Origin of the sequence: Kitasatospora sp. NPDC059673 (assembly GCF_042734215.1) — a bacterium.
Taxonomy (GTDB): Bacteria; Actinomycetota; Actinomycetes; order Streptomycetales; family Streptomycetaceae; genus Kitasatospora.
Window position 1 is genome coordinate 70,836 of sequence record NZ_JBHWEN010000022.1, and the last position, 15,476, is coordinate 86,311.

Annotated in this window: 12 protein-coding genes and 1 tRNA gene; 4 read left to right on the forward strand and 9 right to left on the reverse strand. The window is 70.9% G+C overall.

Annotated features, from left to right (window positions below; translation table 11 throughout):
- Window positions 1-237: 237 nt before the first annotated feature.
- A complete protein-coding gene (gene pyk / locus ACFV18_RS24390; protein WP_380486551.1) occupies window positions 238-1,665 on the forward strand; it encodes a pyruvate kinase in 1,428 nt (475 codons plus the stop codon).
- A gap of 64 nt (window positions 1,666-1,729) precedes the next feature.
- Here the strand turns inward: pyk and ACFV18_RS24395 are convergent, their stop codons facing one another.
- Complete coding sequence (locus ACFV18_RS24395) at window positions 1,730-2,656, reverse strand: NADP-dependent oxidoreductase (protein WP_380486552.1); 927 nt, start codon at window positions 2,654-2,656, stop codon at window positions 1,730-1,732.
- Between the two features lie 149 nt (window positions 2,657-2,805).
- Between ACFV18_RS24395 and ACFV18_RS24400 the strand changes: the two genes are divergently transcribed.
- Window positions 2,806-4,137, forward strand: coding sequence for a LuxR C-terminal-related transcriptional regulator (locus ACFV18_RS24400; protein WP_380486554.1), 1,332 nt, complete (start codon window positions 2,806-2,808; stop codon window positions 4,135-4,137).
- A gap of 235 nt (window positions 4,138-4,372) precedes the next feature.
- On the opposite strand, the gene ACFV18_RS24405 is transcribed toward ACFV18_RS24400, so the two are convergent.
- A tRNA-Leu gene (locus ACFV18_RS24405) sits at window positions 4,373-4,446 on the reverse strand.
- Between the two features lie 98 nt (window positions 4,447-4,544).
- Between ACFV18_RS24405 and ACFV18_RS24410 the strand changes: the two genes are divergently transcribed.
- Window positions 4,545-5,198: an ANTAR domain-containing response regulator gene (locus tag ACFV18_RS24410; protein WP_380486556.1), complete on the forward strand. Its 654-nt coding sequence runs from the start codon at window positions 4,545-4,547 to the stop codon at window positions 5,196-5,198.
- A 134-nt stretch (window positions 5,199-5,332) separates the two neighbouring features.
- Here the strand turns inward: ACFV18_RS24410 and ACFV18_RS24415 are convergent, their stop codons facing one another.
- From ACFV18_RS24415 to ACFV18_RS24445, 7 genes are all read right to left on the reverse strand, one after another.
- Window positions 5,333-6,049 (reverse strand): ABC transporter ATP-binding protein, encoded by a 717-nt coding sequence (locus ACFV18_RS24415; protein ID WP_380486558.1) that lies wholly within the window; start codon window positions 6,047-6,049, stop codon window positions 5,333-5,335.
- Window positions 6,046-6,888, reverse strand: coding sequence for an ABC transporter ATP-binding protein (locus ACFV18_RS24420; RefSeq protein ID WP_380486559.1), 843 nt, complete (start codon window positions 6,886-6,888; stop codon window positions 6,046-6,048). The genes ACFV18_RS24415 and ACFV18_RS24420 overlap by 4 nt, the downstream gene beginning before the upstream one ends.
- The gene (locus ACFV18_RS24425; RefSeq protein WP_380486561.1) at window positions 6,885-8,831 is read right to left on the reverse strand and encodes a branched-chain amino acid ABC transporter permease; all 1,947 of its coding nucleotides are present in this window, start codon (window positions 8,829-8,831) and stop codon (window positions 6,885-6,887) included. Before ACFV18_RS24425 ends, ACFV18_RS24420 begins: the two co-directional genes overlap by 4 nt.
- A gap of 4 nt (window positions 8,832-8,835) precedes the next feature.
- Window positions 8,836-9,765: a branched-chain amino acid ABC transporter permease gene (locus ACFV18_RS24430; protein WP_380486563.1), complete on the reverse strand. Its 930-nt coding sequence runs from the start codon at window positions 9,763-9,765 to the stop codon at window positions 8,836-8,838.
- 85 nt (window positions 9,766-9,850) lie between these two features.
- Window positions 9,851-11,083, reverse strand: a complete 1,233-nt coding sequence (locus ACFV18_RS24435; protein ID WP_380486565.1) for a branched-chain amino acid ABC transporter substrate-binding protein — start codon at window positions 11,081-11,083, stop codon at window positions 9,851-9,853.
- A 288-nt stretch (window positions 11,084-11,371) separates the two neighbouring features.
- Window positions 11,372-12,037: a hypothetical protein gene (locus tag ACFV18_RS24440; protein ID WP_380486567.1), complete on the reverse strand. Its 666-nt coding sequence runs from the start codon at window positions 12,035-12,037 to the stop codon at window positions 11,372-11,374.
- Between the two features lie 86 nt (window positions 12,038-12,123).
- A complete protein-coding gene (locus tag ACFV18_RS24445; protein ID WP_380486569.1) occupies window positions 12,124-12,576 on the reverse strand; it encodes a PaaI family thioesterase in 453 nt (150 codons plus the stop codon).
- A gap of 200 nt (window positions 12,577-12,776) precedes the next feature.
- Here ACFV18_RS24445 and polA point away from each other — a divergent pair, with 200 nt between their 5' ends.
- Window positions 12,777-15,455 carry a DNA polymerase I gene (polA, locus tag ACFV18_RS24450; protein ID WP_380486627.1) on the forward strand — a complete coding sequence of 893 codons (2,679 nt, stop codon included), beginning with the start codon at window positions 12,777-12,779 and terminating at the stop codon, window positions 15,453-15,455.
- Window positions 15,456-15,476 lie beyond the last annotated feature (21 nt).

Sequence of the window (15,476 nt, forward strand, 5' to 3'; positions counted from 1 at the left end):
TCTTCTCGCGTCCGGTACCAGCCCCGCGAGCTTTCCAACAGGTGAGATCTGGGCAACTCGCCCGTGACGCCGACCCCCGATCCGCACGCCAGTGCGTCAACCGGAACCGGTCGTTCTCACCCCGCACACCACCGACCCGACTGTGCCGGTCCGTTCATCAAATCTTTCGCCAACTGCCATGGGACGACTGGCCGGAAGCGTGCTGTTACGGCCGGGTAATACCTAGGCTGCTGAGGTATGCGCCGAGCAAAAATTGTTTGTACTCTCGGGCCGGCCACGGACTCGTACGACCAGATCAAGGCCCTGGTCGACGCCGGAATGGACATCGCCCGACTGAATCTCAGCCACGGCTCCCACGCGGAGCACGAGGATCGTTACCACCGGGTCCGCAAGGCCTCGGACGAGTCGGGCCGCAGCGTCGGGGTGCTCGCCGACCTGCAGGGCCCGAAGATCCGGCTGAGCACCTTCACCGACGGCCCCGTCCTGCTGGAACGCGGCGACGAGTTCACCATCACCACCGAGGACGTCCCGGGCGACCGGGAGATCTGCGGCACCACCTACCAGGGCCTGGCCGCCGACGTGTCGCGCGGCGAGCGGATCCTGGTCGACGACGGCCGGGTCAGCCTGGAGGTCACCCACGTCGAGGGCCCCCGGGTGCACTGCATCGTCATCGAAGGGGGCCTGGTCTCCGACCACAAGGGCCTCAACCTGCCCGGAGTCGCCGTCTCCGTGCCCGCGCTCTCCGACAAGGACGTCGAAGACCTGCGCTGGGCGCTGCGGACCGGCGCCGACCTGATCGCGCTGTCGTTCGTGCGCAGCGGGAAGGACGTCGAGGAGGTGCACCGGGTGATGGCCGAGGAGGGCCGCCGGATCCCGGTCATCGCCAAGATCGAGAAGCCACAGGCGGTGGAGAACCTGGAGTCCGTCGTGGACGCCTTCGACGGCCTGATGGTCGCCCGCGGCGACCTGGGCGTCGAACTCCCGATGGAGCAGGTGCCGATCGTCCAGAAGCGGGCGATCACGCTGGCCAAGCGCAACGCCAAGCCGGTGATCGTCGCCACCCAGATGCTGGACTCGATGATCAACGCCTCCCGGCCGACCCGCGCCGAGGCGTCCGACGTCGCCAACGCGGTGCTCGACGGCACCGACGCGGTGATGCTGTCCGGGGAGACCTCGGTCGGCAAGTACCCGGTCGAGACGGTCAGGACCATGGCCCGGATCGTCGAGGCCGTCGAGTCCGAGATCCTGGGCGCCGGGCTGCCGCCGCTCACCGGGAAGAACAAGCCCCGCACCCAGGGCGGCGCGGTCGCCCGGGCCGCCGCCGAGATCGGCGACTTCCTGGACGCCAAGTACCTGATCGCGTTCACCCAGAGCGGCGACACCGCCCGCCGGCTGACCCGCTACCGCTCGCCGATCCCGGTCCTGGCGTTCACCTACGAGCCCGCCGTGCGCAGCCAGTTGGCGCTCACCTGGGGCGTGGAGACCTTCCTCGGCCCGTTCGTCACCACCACCGACGAAATGGTCGCCCAGGTCGACGCCCAGCTGATCGGCCTGGGCCGGTGCAAGCGCGGCGACATCGTGGTGATCACCGCCGGCTCCCCGCCCGGCCTGGCCGGCTCCACCAACCTGGTGCGGGTGCACCACGTCGGCGAGCTGGACAACTGAACCGCGGAAGGGGCCGCTGAACCGCGGAAGGGGCCACCCCCGGCGGCCCCTTCCGTACCAGGCGTCACACCGTCAGGACGATCTTGCCGCGCAGGTGGCCCTGCTCGCTGATCCGGTGCGCCTGCGCGGCCTCGGCCAGCGGCAGCACGCGGTGCAGCGGCAGCACCAGGGTGCCCGCCTCGTGCAGGGCCAGCGCGGCCGCGAACGCCCGCGGGTGGTACGGCTCGACCTCCGCGCCGCCGGTGAAACGGACGCCGTGCTGCTCGCCGGCCATCGGCGAGGTGATGGTCACCACCCGGTCCGCGCTGCCGGTCAGTTCGACCGACACCGCCACCTCGTCGGCCTTCCCGGACGCGTCCACCGCCCGGTCCACCCCGCCGGGGGCGGCCGCCCGCACCCGCTCGGCCAGCCCCTCGCCGTACGTCACCGGGATCGCGCCCAGCTCCCGCAGGTAGCCGTGGTTGGCCTCGCTCGCGGTGCCCACCACGGTGATCCCACGGGCCCGGGCGAACTGCAGCAGCAGCGTGCCGACCCCGCCGGCCGCGCCGTGCACCAGCAGCGTCTCGCCCGGCCGCACGCCGAGCACACCGAGGATCCGCTCGGCGGTCTCCGCGGCCACCGGCAGCGCCGCCGCCTCCGCCCAGTCCAGCGAGGCCGGCTTGCGGGCCAGCAACTCGACGTCCGCCAGGGCGTGTTCGGCGTAGCCGCCACCGTTCACCGCACCGAACACCGCGTCCCCGACGGCGAATTCGGTCACCTCCGCGCCGACGGCCTCCACCACGCCCGCCACCTCGTGGCCGGGCACCCACGGGAAGGTGATCGGGAAGAAGCCGTCCAGCGCGCCGCTGCGCAGCTTGTGGTCCAGCGGGTTGACGCCCACCGCGCGGACCGCGATCCGCACCTGGCGCGGGCCCGGCGCGGGCAGGTCGAGGTCGGTCGGGCGCAGCACGTCCGGGTCGCCGTAGTGCGTGAAAGCAATGGCCTTGGTCATGGCAATGTCCTTGGAATCGAGGGGAGTTGATTGCTCCGGCGAGTTCCATCCTGGGCCTGCGGCACCCGCCGATCGGCCAGCCTTTCGGACAGTTCGACCTGGCCGGAAAGCCAGGGCGGGCCGGCGGCGCCCCAACTAGGCTGGCGGGTATGGACGAGACCGCCCCCTGGGCCCGCCCGCAGGACGCCCTGGCCCGCGTCGTCGAGGTGCTGCGCGAACCCCGCCCCGGACTGCTGCCCCGGCTGTCCGAGGTGCTCGAACCCCTGGTCCCGCACCTGGCGGCCGCCCAACTCAGCGGCGTCTGCGCGTACTCGCCGGCGAACACCGTCGGACCGGCCGAGTTCGCCGACGCGTTCGGCAGCCTGGTGATCTCCCGGCTCGGCGAGCGCGCCATGGCCGAGGCCGGGCCCGGCCGCCCCTGGCAGGGGAAAGCCCAACTCGCCGGGGAAGAACGGCCGTTGGTGGTCGTCACCACCACGCCCGGCGGCGGAAAGGGCGCCGTCCTGGTGCTGGTCCGGTCGGACGGGCGGCCGCTCACCACGGACGTCCTGGAGATCCTGCAACACCTGTGGGACCTGATGGTCGCCCACTCCGACCACCGCGCCACCGACTCCGCCCCCACCCAGGCCGCCGTCTCCCGGGTCTCCGCCAACGCCCGCGCCTGGGCCATCGCCAAGTCCACCGGCGCCCACAGCGCCGCACTCACCGCCATCCTCGCCCCGCTGCGCTCCGCCGACCTGGACGACGCCGCCGCCCGCCGGGCCGCCACCGAACTCGCCGTCACCGCCCTGCTCGACCTGCGCCGCTCCGCCGACCTGGACCGCACCCTCAGCGAGGAACCCGCCGACGCCGCGTTCGCCCGGCTGGCCCGCGAACTGCGCCCGCTGCTGCGCCACACCAAGGTCCGCCTGGATGTCGCACCCCCGGCCGACGCCGCCCGCTCCGTCCCCGCCGATCTGGCGTACACCGCCCGGGACGCCGTCCGGGTCGCCGTGCTGCTGATGCTCGACCAGGACAAGCCCGGCCGGATGCACGTCAGTTGGCAGTTCGCCGACGGCCTCGCGGGGCACGGCACCGTGCTGCGCGCGGTGGTGCGCGGCGACGGCCTCGGCGTGCTGGCGGCCGACGCGCTGGGCGCGCACCGCACTGCGGAGCGGATCGCCGCGCTGGGCGGCCGCAACACCGTCGAGGCCGTCCCCGGCTGGGGCGCCACCGTCACCGTGGACCTGCCGCTCGCCCTGCCCGAACCCGCCGCCGGCGACCCGCTGGACGGTCTTCAGCCGCGCGAACTGGAAGTCCTCGACCAACTCGCCCGGGGCCGCCGCAACCGGGACATCGCCGCCGCGCTGCACATCAGCGAGTCCACGGTGAAGTTCCACGTCGCCAACATCCTGGCCAAACTCGGTGTCGCCTCCCGCGGCGAGGCCGCCGCCCTCGCCCACCGGGCCGGCCTGCCCGCCGGGCTGCACCTGGCCTCCTGATCAGGCCAACTGCCCTGCGGCGGAGGGGATTTCACCGTACGGGCGCGGATTGGTCACGAGCCGGACCGCGCCTGCCCGGGCGACGGTGTCTCCCTGATGCTCGGTACCCCGGCAGCGAGCAGGCCGTCGTCCCACTGGGCGAGACGGACGTTCCGGAGACAGCGACGCCGCCGTGGTGATGATCACCGCGGCGGCGCGCACCCCAAGGTCGGTGACCTTGGAATCGAAGGAAAAGTGCCCCGAGTGGGATTCGAACCCACACCGGACGGTGTTTGAGACCGTTGCCTCTGCCGATTGGGCTATCGGGGCCCAGCGGTTCGAAGGTCAAACCCCCCACCGTGGTGAACCAAACATACCGTGTCTCGGTAGGCTCGTGCATGCAGCACCCCGCCGGACCGAGGAGCCCCGTGAGCACCGCCGACGAGCAGGCCCAGCCGCTTGACACCGACTCGCCCCAGATCACCCGAATCGTCATCGCCGAGGACGAGGCACTGATCCGCCTCGATCTCAAGGAGATGCTGGAGGAGGAGGGCTACACCGTCGTCGGTGAGGCCGGTGACGGTGCGACGGCGCTCCGGCTGGTCGAGGAGCTCAAGCCCGACTTGGCCATCCTGGACGTCAAGATGCCGGTGCTGGACGGCCTGTCCGCCGCCGAGCGGATCCACGAGCAGCACCTCGCCCCGGTGCTGATGCTCACCGCCTTCTCGCAGCGCGAACTGGTCGACCGGGCGCGCGACGCCGGCGCGATGGCGTACATCGTCAAGCCGTTCAGCAAGAGCGACCTGGTGCCGGCGATCGAGATGGCGGTCTCCCGCTACACCGAGATGCGCACCCTGGAGCAGGAGATCGCGGACCTCGCGCAGCGCCTGGAGACCCGCAAGCTGGTCGACCGGGCGAAGAGCGTACTGCAGACCAAGTTCGGGCTGAACGAGCCCGCCGCGTTCCGCTGGATCCAGAAGACCTCGATGGACCGCCGGATGACCATGGCCGCCGTCGCCGAGGCCGTGATCGAGGAGGGCGCCGCCCAGGACCGCAAGAAGGCCGAGGCCGCCGAGGGCTGAGCCGGCCCGACCACAAGGCCCGGACCGCAAGGCCCGGACCGCAAGGCCCGGACCACAAGGCTTGGACCAGGCCCGGACAACGCACCGTGCCCGCCGTCGGGGATTCCGACGGCGGGCACTGTGCCGGCGGCGGGTCAGTCCTCGCCCAGGTACGAGCGGCGCACCGTGTCGTCGCGCAGCAGTTCCGCGCCCGTGCCGGAGAGGGTGATCTCGCCGGTGGTCATCACGTACGCGCGGTCCGAGAGCGAGAGCGCGGCCTGCGCGTTCTGCTCCACCAGCAGGATGGTGGTGCCCGAGGCGCGCAGTTCCACGATGGTGGCCATGATCTTCTGCATCATCAGCGGCGACAGGCCCATCGACGGCTCGTCCAGCATCAGCAGCTTCGGACGGGACATCAGCGCCCGGCCCATCGCCAGCATCTGCTGCTCGCCGCCGGACAGCGTGCCCGCGGCCTGCTTGCGCCGTTCGGCGAGGATCGGGAACAGCGTGCAGGCCCGCTCCACGTCCTGCGCGATGCCTGCCTGGTCGCGTCGCAGGAACGCGCCCAGCAGCAGGTTCTCCTCGATGGTCATCCGCGGGAAGATGTGCCGGCCCTCGGGGGAGTGGGCCAGGCCCAGGGCGACGATCCGGTGCGCGGGCACCGTGTCGATCGGCTCGCCCTGGAACACGATCTTTCCTGTGGTCGGCCGGAGCAGCCCGGAGAGCGTGCGCAGGGTGGTGGTCTTGCCCGCGCCGTTGGTGCCGATCAGGGTGGTGACCTCGCCCTGTTCGACGGTGAAGCTGATGCCCTTGACGGCCTCGATCTTGCCGTAGGCGACGCGGAGGTCCTCGACCTCCAGCAGAGCGGTCACTGGTCGGCCTCCGTTGCGGTGGTGTTTCCTTCGAGCGGGGCGCCCAGGTAGGCGGTGACGACCCGCTCGTCGTTCTGGACGGTCTCCCGGTCGCCCTCGACGATCTTCTCGCCCTGCACCAGCACCGCGGTGCGGTCGCACAGGTTGAAGATGAACTTCATGTCGTGCTCGATCACCAGCACCGCGATCCCGAGGTCCCGGATCGCGAACACCAGCTCCTCGGCGGCCCGGGTCTCCTGCGGGTTCATGCCGGCGGTCGGCTCGTCCAGCAGCAGCAGGCCGGGCTCGGAGGCCAGCGCCCGGGCGATCTCCAGCTTGCGCTGCTCGCCGTAGGGCAGGTTGCGGGCCAGGTGCTCGGACTTCGCGGCCAGGCCGCAGAACTCCAGCAGCTCCATCGCCCGCTCGCGGCTCTCGGCCTCGGCCCGCCGGTAGCCGGGGCCGCGCAGGATCGCCGAGAACAGGCCCTCCTTGGTGCGGGTGTGCCGTCCCACCAGGACGTTCTCCAGCACCGTCATGTTGGAGAACAGTCGGATGTTCTGGAAGGTCCGGGCGATGCCGGCCTGGGTGACCAGGTGCGGCTTGGGCGGCAGCACCTGGCCCTTGTACATGACGACGCCCGAGGTGGGGACGTACAGCCCGGTCAGGCAGTTGAAGAAGGTGGTCTTGCCGGCGCCGTTCGGGCCGATCAGGCCGACGATCTCGCCCTGGCGGACCGTCAGGTTCACCTGGTTGACGGCGGTCAGGCCGCCGAAGCGCATCACCACGTTCGTGGCGGTCAGCACGGGTTCGGCGAGCGGCGCGGGCCCGGCGGGCGCGGTGTCGGTGGTCATGGTGCTCACGCCCCTGCCTTCGAGAGTGCGTCGTCGGTCGGGCCGCCCTGCGCGGGCAGCTCGGCCTCGTGGAACTCCAGCTTCTGTCGGCGGTTGGCGATCAGGCCCTCCGGGCGGAAGCGCATCAGCAGGATCAGCGCGATGCCGAACGCCAGCAGCTGGTAGGACTGCAGGAACTGGAGCTTGGCCGGGATCAGGAACAGCAGCGCCGCACCGACCAGCGGGCCGCTGATGGTGCCCATGCCGCCGAGGATCACCGCGGCCAGCAGGAACGCCGAGTTCGGCGGGACCGGCCCGGCGAACTGGTACTGGTCGGGGGAGACCGCGCCCGCCACGTGGGCCTGCACCGCGCCGGCCAGGCCGGCCAGGGTGGCGCCCAGCGCGAAGGCGATCAGCTTGACCCGGAAGCCGTTGATGCCCATCGCCTCGGCCGCCGTCTCGTCCTCGCGGATCGCCACCCAGGCGCGGCCGATCCGGGAGTTGGCGACCCGGCCGAACACCACCACGACGATCGCGGTGACCACCAGCATCAGCAGCAGATAGTTGCCGAACTTGCCGAGCTGCACGAAACCGAAGTCGTGCGGCTGGCCGAAGTCGAACCCGAACAGGTTGACGTCGGGGATCGCCGCGACGCCGTTCGGGCCGTTGGTCAGGCTCGGGCCGGAGCGGCCGTCCAGGTTGTTCATGGCGATCCGGAAGATCTCACCGAAGCCGAGCGTGACGATCGCCAGGTAGTCGCCGCGCAGCCGCAGCGTCGGGGCGCCGATCACCACGCCGAACACCAGCGCGGCCAGCGCGCCGATCAGCACCGCGACCGGGAACGGCAGGTGCAGGCCGCGGAACACCGAGTACGGCGAGCCGGAGACCAGCGCGGCCGCGTACGCGCCGACGCCGAGGAAGGCGACGTAGCCGAGGTCCAGCAGACCGGCCAGGCCGACCACCACGTTCAGGCCGAGCGCCACGGTGGCGAAGATCAGGATGTTGGCCCCGATCAGCACGTACGTCTCGCTGCTCTGGGTGAACGGGAACGCGCCCGCGGCGGCGAACGCCGCGCCGGTGGTCACCGCGCGGTGGCGGGTGGTCAGTTCGCTCAGCCGACCGACCGCTCCGCAGGCCAGCAGCGCGGCGGTGGCGAACACCGCGAGCAGCAGGAAGCCGATGAACAGCTCGCCGTACTCGGTGGAGATGCCGAACTCGACCACGCCCAGGCCGAGCGCGAACACCGCGGTGATCACCAGGATCTCCGCCCAGGACGGCAGCGCGCGGGCGGCGAGCAGCGGGCGCTCGATCCGGCCGATCCGCAGCCAGGCGTCCAGCAGCTGCCAGAGCCGGTAGCCGAGGATCGCGGCCGGCAGCGCGACGAAGAACCACAGGTTCTCGGTGAAGATCGGCCGGATCCCGGTCGGGACGGCGTTCAGCGCCCAGCCCTGGCCGAAGCCGAGGCGCAGCACCAGGGCGACACCGGCCACCAGGTACCACCACCAGGCCACGGCGGGCTGCTTGACGGTGCGGCGGCGGTCCAGCGGCAGGCCGAGCGCGCCGACCACGGCGAGCAGCGAGCCGACCGCGGCGACCCAGCCGCCCGGGTCGAGGTTGACCAGGCCGTCGAGCTGGACGGCGATCGCGATCACCGAGTACCAGCACACCGCGAGGGTGCCGAGGGCGGCGAACAGCACGCCGTTGTGGCTGCCGGACGGGCTCAGCCAGCGCAGGCCCGTCACGCCGCCCGCGGCGAGCGCCAGCAGCACGGTCAGCAGGCCGCCGGCCAGCGCCAGCCACTGCAGGCCGGCCGGGGAGCCGTAGTAGGTGAGGTCGCCGGGGAACTGGGCGGTCCAAGTCCAGGACATCGCCGCGGACGCGGCGGCCAGCACCCCGCCGGCCACCGTCGCGGCGAGTGCAGCGGCGCGGGGCAGCGGCAGAACGGGCGTGGTCTCGTGGGAAGTTGTCGTCATCTGTTCACGCCCGATCCGCGACGCGCTCGCCGAGCAGGCCCTGCGGCCTCACCAGCAGCACGACGATCAGCAGGACGAACGCCCACACGTTGGCCCAGGCGCCGCCGCCGAGCTGATGCATGCCGGGGACGTTCTGGATGTACGCGGTGGCCAGCGATTCGGCGACGCCGAGGACCAGCCCGCCGAGCATCGCACCGTAGATGTTGCCGATGCCGCCCAGGACGGCGGCGGTGAAGGCCTTCAGGCCGGCCAGGAAGCCCATCATGAAGTCGACCTGGCCGTACCGCAGGCCGTGCGCCACGGCCGCGACGGCGGCGAAGGCCGCACCCAGCGCGAAGGCGATCACGATGATCCGGTCGGTGTTGATGCCCATCAGCTTCGCGGTGTCCGGGTCCTGCGCGGTGGCCTGCATGGCCCGGCCGGTGCGGGTGAAGCGCACGAACGAGGCCAGGATCAGCATGCACAGCGGCGCGGCGGCCAGCAGGAACAGGTCGTTGCGCTGGAGGTGGAACAGGCCGAGGCTGACGGTGTCGCCCTCGAACTGCGGGAAGGAGATGGCCTTCTTGGCTCCTGGGTAGAACGCCCAGACCACCTGCTGCAGCGCGATGGACAGGCCGATCGCGGTGATCAGCGGGGCCAGCCGGGGCGCGCCGCGCAGCGGCCGGTAGGCGAAGCGCTCGGCCGCGGTGGCGGTGAGCACGGAGGCGATCACGCCGCCCAGGATCATGACCGGCAGCGCCAGCCAGAGCGAAGTGCCGTGCGGCAGGGCCGCGAAGGCGGTGAGTGCGCCGAAGCCGCCGATCATGAAGATCTCGCCGTGGGCGAAGTTGATGAGTTGGACGATGCCGTAGACCATCGTGTACCCGATGGCGATCAGGCCGTACATCAGGCCGAGCATCAGTCCGTTGGCCAGGTTTTGCGGCAGTTCGTGCACCGCGGGCCTCCGTGTTCAGGGGGTATGAGAAGGCGGGGGGCACTTGTGGCGCCCCCCGCCCGACGGGCTGGTGCGGTGCAGGTGGTCAGCCGTTGTAGGTGCCGCTCTTGACCGGCTTCCAGTCCGGGCCCTTGACGGTGTAGACGGTGAGCTGCTTGTTGGTGGTGTCGCCGTACTGGTCGAAGGAGACCTGGCCGGTGACGCCGGCGAAGTTCACCTTGGCCATCTCGGCCAGCACCTTGGCACGCAGGTCGCTCGGGACCTTGCCGTTGTTGTGCTCGACCGCGGCCTTGACGGCCTGGATGATCGACCAGGCGGCGTCGTAGGAGTAGCCGCCGTACGCGGAGTACGCGTCCTTGTAGCCGGCCGCGGTGTAGTCGGCGACGAAGGTCTTGGCGGAGTCCAGCTCCTCCACCGGGGCGCCGACCGAGGTGGCCAGGTCGCCCTCGCTGTTGCTGTTGGAGAGCTTGATGAACTCGGGGTCGACGAGGCCGTCGCCGCCCATCAGCGGGATCTTCGCGCCGGCCTTCTTGATCTGGTCGGAGAGCGGGCCGCCCTCCGGGTACTCGCCGCCGTAGTACACCGCGTCGGCGCCGGAGGAGGCGACCTTGGTGGCGACCGCGGAGAAGTCCTTGTCGTCCGGGCTGATGTGGTCGGTGCCGACCACGGTGCCGCCGAGCCGCTTGAACTCGCCCTGGAAGATGGCCGCGAGGCCCGCGCCGTAGGTCTTCTTGTCGTCGATGACGTAGACCTTGGTCTTCTTCGCGTCGTTGAACAGGTACTGGGCGGCGTACTTGCCCTGCACCACGTCGGTGGTGGCGGTGCGGAAGTACGTGGAGTACGGGCGGGTGAACTTGTTGCTGCCCCAGTCCGGGCCGAGCGACAGGTCGGGGGTGGTGTTGGCGGGGGAGACCTGGGTCAGCTTGCCGTCGTCGAAGACCTTCTGCATGGTCTGCGAGACGCTGGAGTTCAGCGGGCCGACCACGCCGACGACGTCCTTCATGTCGACCAGGGCGGTGGCGTTCTGCTTGCCGGAGGTCGGGTTGGCCTGGTCGTCCTTGGCCTCGATGGTGAAGGTGACACCGGGGACCAGGTTGTCCTTGTTGGCCTTCTTGGCGGCCAGGTCGGCCGAGTTCTTGATGCCCAGGCCCAGCGCGGACAGCTTGCCGCTGAGCGGGGCGTCCACGCCGATGACCACCTTGGTGGTGCCACCGTTCGCCTGGCCCGACCCCGATCCACCGCCACGCGAGCCACAGGCCGAGAGGGTGAGCGCTCCGGAAACTGCAATGGTCACGACAAGAAGTGAGCTCTTTCGCACGACGGGGGTCTCCTTCTGGACGGAAGACACGCGCACAGGGCTGGCGGTGCCGGAACGCGTCGACCGAGCCCGAAAATCGGACAGGCGGTGACTGGGCGTGACTCTAGACCGGGCGCGGCGGCTCGGGCAGAGGGACGAGAGAGGCTGTGATTCTCTTGTTATGACCACGCCGGAAGTTGATCTCCGTGCGCGGTCGAAAACCCCAGGTGGAGCCCCCGGTTCCGGGCCTCGCTCCGCGGAGTGAACGGTGCGCGTTCTCAACTCCCTGTTCAGGCTTGGGAAATCCGCTTATCGAACAGGTTTGTCCGGCGCGGTCGGGCTGGTCGTCGGCGTCCGATTATCGGGAGCGTCGCAGGTGGCGTGCAGCGCTGCGGACAGGTCGCGGGCGTACGCGTCACCCGGGATCTCGCTCACGGTCTCCATCGCGCGCGCGTTACGCAGGGTGACATCGAGGAAGGGCATTCCGGCGTCCGCCGGGGCCGCCGAACAGTCCGTCACCCGCAGGCCGACCCGCAGCGAGACGGTCTGCCCCGGCGGCACCGTCTGCGGCAGCCAGCCCGACACCACCACCGACAGGCCGCGGTAGCCCTGGCTCACCCCCAGCACGTCCACCGGGCCCGCGCTGGTGTTGTGCACCCTGAGCGACAGTGCGAAGGAGTCCTGCCAGGCCGGCAGCGGACCGCCGTATTCGAACCGGGTGGCCTGCGAGGGGAACGGAAGTGCGGGCGGTGGCGGCGAGTTGGCCTCGGCGGTCGAGCGGTCCATCGCATGCCGGACCGTCAACGCGAGCGCCAGGGCAAGCAACAGCCCCACCACCAAAGATTTCTGACGCAGGCTCAGCAGGCGCGGCGGCTTCTCGACGGACATCCTCGGCTGCGTCCAGGTGCCCTCGCCCGGCTCCACCGGGCTGAGGAACCCCGCCCGCTCGCCCGGTCTTTCGCTCTCTGCGGACATGGCGGCGCCCCCTCGTCCAGCCGAGATTTCCCGTGTCGGGGAGCGGCCAAACCCAGGGGGCGCGTAGGGAGTTGGGGACTTTCGGGCTACAGGTCGCGCAGCATGCAGGTCAGCCGGCAGCTGGTGACCCGGCGGCCGGTGTCGTCCGTCACCGCGATCTCGTAGGTCGCCGCGGTGCGGCCCTTGAACACCGCCGTCGCCACGCCCGTCACCAGGCCGGAGGTGGCCGAGCGGTGGTGGGTGGCGTTCAGGTCCACGCCCACCGCGTAGCGGCCCGGGCCGGCGTGCAGCATCGCGCCGATCGACCCCAGCGTCTCCGCCAGCGCGGCCGAAGCGCCGCCGTGCAGCAGCCCGTACGGCTGCTGGTTGCCCTCCACCGGCATGGTGCCCACCACCCGGTCCGGGGAGGCCTCGACGATGCTGATGCCCAGCTTCTCGCCCAGGTGCCCGCCCGAGAAGGTCTCCGGGCTCACCCCCAGCTTCGCGAAGTGGTCCAGCACGTCCTGGGGCACGTTCAGTACGGGCGCCGCGTCGGTCATGGTGCTCCTGTTCGGGGTTCACTTCGTCTGGCGCGTCGATGGTACGACTGTCTACCTGCCGGTAGGGAGGTGCTCCGCGCCGCGCCCGGAGATGTCGGCCCCGGGTCATAGGATCGGGGAGGCAGTGCAATCCGGCAGGAACAGGATGTGACGTGGCGACACAGGGTGCAGGCAAGAGTGCGGCCGGGCGGCCCCGGCTGATGCTGCTGGACGGGCATTCGATGGCCTACCGGGCCTTCTTCGCCCTGCCGGTGGAGAACTTCTCCACCACCACCGGCCAGCACACCAACGCGGTGTACGGCTTCACCTCGATGCTGGTCAACACCGTCCGCGACGAGGCACCCACCCACCTCGCGGTCGCCTTCGACATCTCCCGGCAGACCTTCCGGGCCGCCGAGTTCCCGGACTACAAGGCCAACCGCGCCAAGTCCCCCGACGAGTTCCGCAGCCAGATCCCGCTGATCTTCGAACTCCTCGACGCCATGCGGATCCCCCGGCTCACCGCCGAGGGCTTCGAGGCCGACGACATCATCGCCACCCTCGCCACCGCCGCCGTGGCCGAGGGCTTCGAGGTGCTCATCGTCACCGGAGACCGGGATTCGCTCCAACTGGTCAACGAGCACGTCACGGTGCTCTACCCGACCAAGGGCGTCTCCGAGTTGACGCGCTACACGCCCGAGAAGGTCACCGAGAAGTACGGCGTGCGCCCCGACCAGTACCCGGACCTCGCGGCGCTGCGCGGCGACCCGTCCGACAACCTGCCCGGTATCCCCGGCGTCGGCGAGAAGACCGCCGCGAAGTGGGTCAACCAGTTCGGCTCCTTCGAGGAGTTGGTCAACCGGGCCGACGAGGTCAAGGGCAAGATCGGCGAGAAGCTCCGCGAGCACCTCGACTCCGTCAAGCGCAACCGGATCCTCACCGAACTCGTCCGGGACGTCGAACTCCCGCTCGCCGTACCGCAGTTGGAGCGCACGCCGTTCGACCGGGAGGAAATCGCCCGGCTGATGGAGGCGTTGGAGTTCCGCAACCCCAACTTCCGCGACCGGGTGCAGGGCATCGACCCGGCCGGCGCCGAGGCCGCCGCCGAGATCCCCACCGGCCCCGCCGTCGAGGGCGACCTGCTCATCGAACCCGGCGCGCTCACCGCCTGGCTGGAGGAGCACACCGGTGGCGGCGAACGCACCGCGCTCGCCGCCGACTACGAATGGGCCCTCGGCGCCGGCCGGGTCAAGCAGGTCGCCCTCGCCACCGGCACCGCCGCCGCCTGGTTCGACCCCGTCACGCTGGACGAGAACGACGACCGGGCCTTCACCGCCTGGCTCGCCGACCCCGACCGCCCCAAGGCCCTGCACATCGCCAAGCAGGTCATCCGCGCCTTCGCCGAACAGGGCTGGCAGTTCGCCGGCGTCACCGCCGACACCGCGCTCGCCGCCTACCTGGAGAAGCCCGGCCGCCGCACCTTCACCCTCGACGTCCTCGCCGAGGAGTACCTGGCCCGCTCGCTCGCCCCCGCCGCCCAGGCCGAGACCGGCCAGCTCAGCTTCGACGCCGACGAACCCGACCCCACCGCCGGCGCCCAGGCCCTGATGACCGAGGCCCGCGCCGTCCACGACCTCGCCGAACTCTTCGACACCCGGCTCGAGGAGGTCGGCGCCGCCAAGCTGTTCCACGACATGGAACTGCCCATCGCCGAACTCCTCGCCCGGATGGAGCGCTACGGCATCGCCGCCGACCGCGCCTGGCTGCAGGGCCTGGAGGCCCAGTTCGCCGCCGAGATCCAGCGCTGCGTCGAAGAGGCGCACGCCGCCGCCGGCCGCGAGTTCAACCTCGGCTCCCCCAAGCAGCTCCAGGAAATCCTGTTCGGCGACCTCGCCCTGCCCAAGACCAAGAAGATCAAGACCGGGTACACCACCGACGCCGACGCCCTCACCTGGCTCGCCACCCAGACCGACAACGAACTGCCGGTCATCCTGCTCCGCCACCGCGACCAGGCCAAGCTGCGCACCACCGTCGAGGGCCTGCTCAAGACCGTCTCCCCGCAGGGCCGCATCCACACCACCTTCAACCAGATGGTCGCCGCCACCGGCCGGCTCTCCTCCCAGGACCCGAACCTGCAGAACATCCCCGTCCGCACCGAGGAAGGCCGCGCCATCCGTCGCGCCTTCGTGGTCGGCGAGGGCTACGAGTCGCTGCTCACCGCCGACTACTCGCAGATCGAACTGCGCATCATGGCGCACCTGTCCGAGGACGAGGCCCTGATCGAGGCCTTCGCCTCCGGCGAGGACCTGCACACCACCGTGGCCTCCCAGGTCTTCTCGGTCTGCCCCGACGGGGTCGACGCCGAGATGCGCCGCAAGATCAAGGCCATGTCGTACGGCCTCGCCTACGGCCTGTCCGCGTACGGCCTGGCCCAGCAGCTCGGCATCAAGCCCGGCGAGGCCCAGGGCCTGATGGACACCTACTTCGAGCGCTTCGGCGGCGTCCGCGACTACCTGCACAACGTGGTCGAGGAAGCACGCGCCGTCGGCTACACCGAGACCCTGCTCGGCCGCCGCCGCTACCTGCCCGATCTCACCAGCGACAACCGCCAGCGCCGCGAGATGGCCGAACGCATGGCCCTCAACGCCCCCATCCAGGGCTCCGCCGCCGACATCGTCAAGATCGCCATGCTCCGGGTGGACGAAGCCCTCCGGGCCGCCGGTCTCGGCTCCCGCATGCTCCTCCAGGTCCACGACGAAATCGTCCTCGAACTCGCCCCCGGCGAGCGCGAACCGGTCGAAACCCTGGTCCGCGAGCAGATGGCCGCCGCCTATCCGCTGCGCGCCCCGCTCGACGTCTCGGTCGGCGTCGGCCCCAACTGGGAGGCCGCCGCCCACTGATCCCTTGCGGCGCGGCCCCGC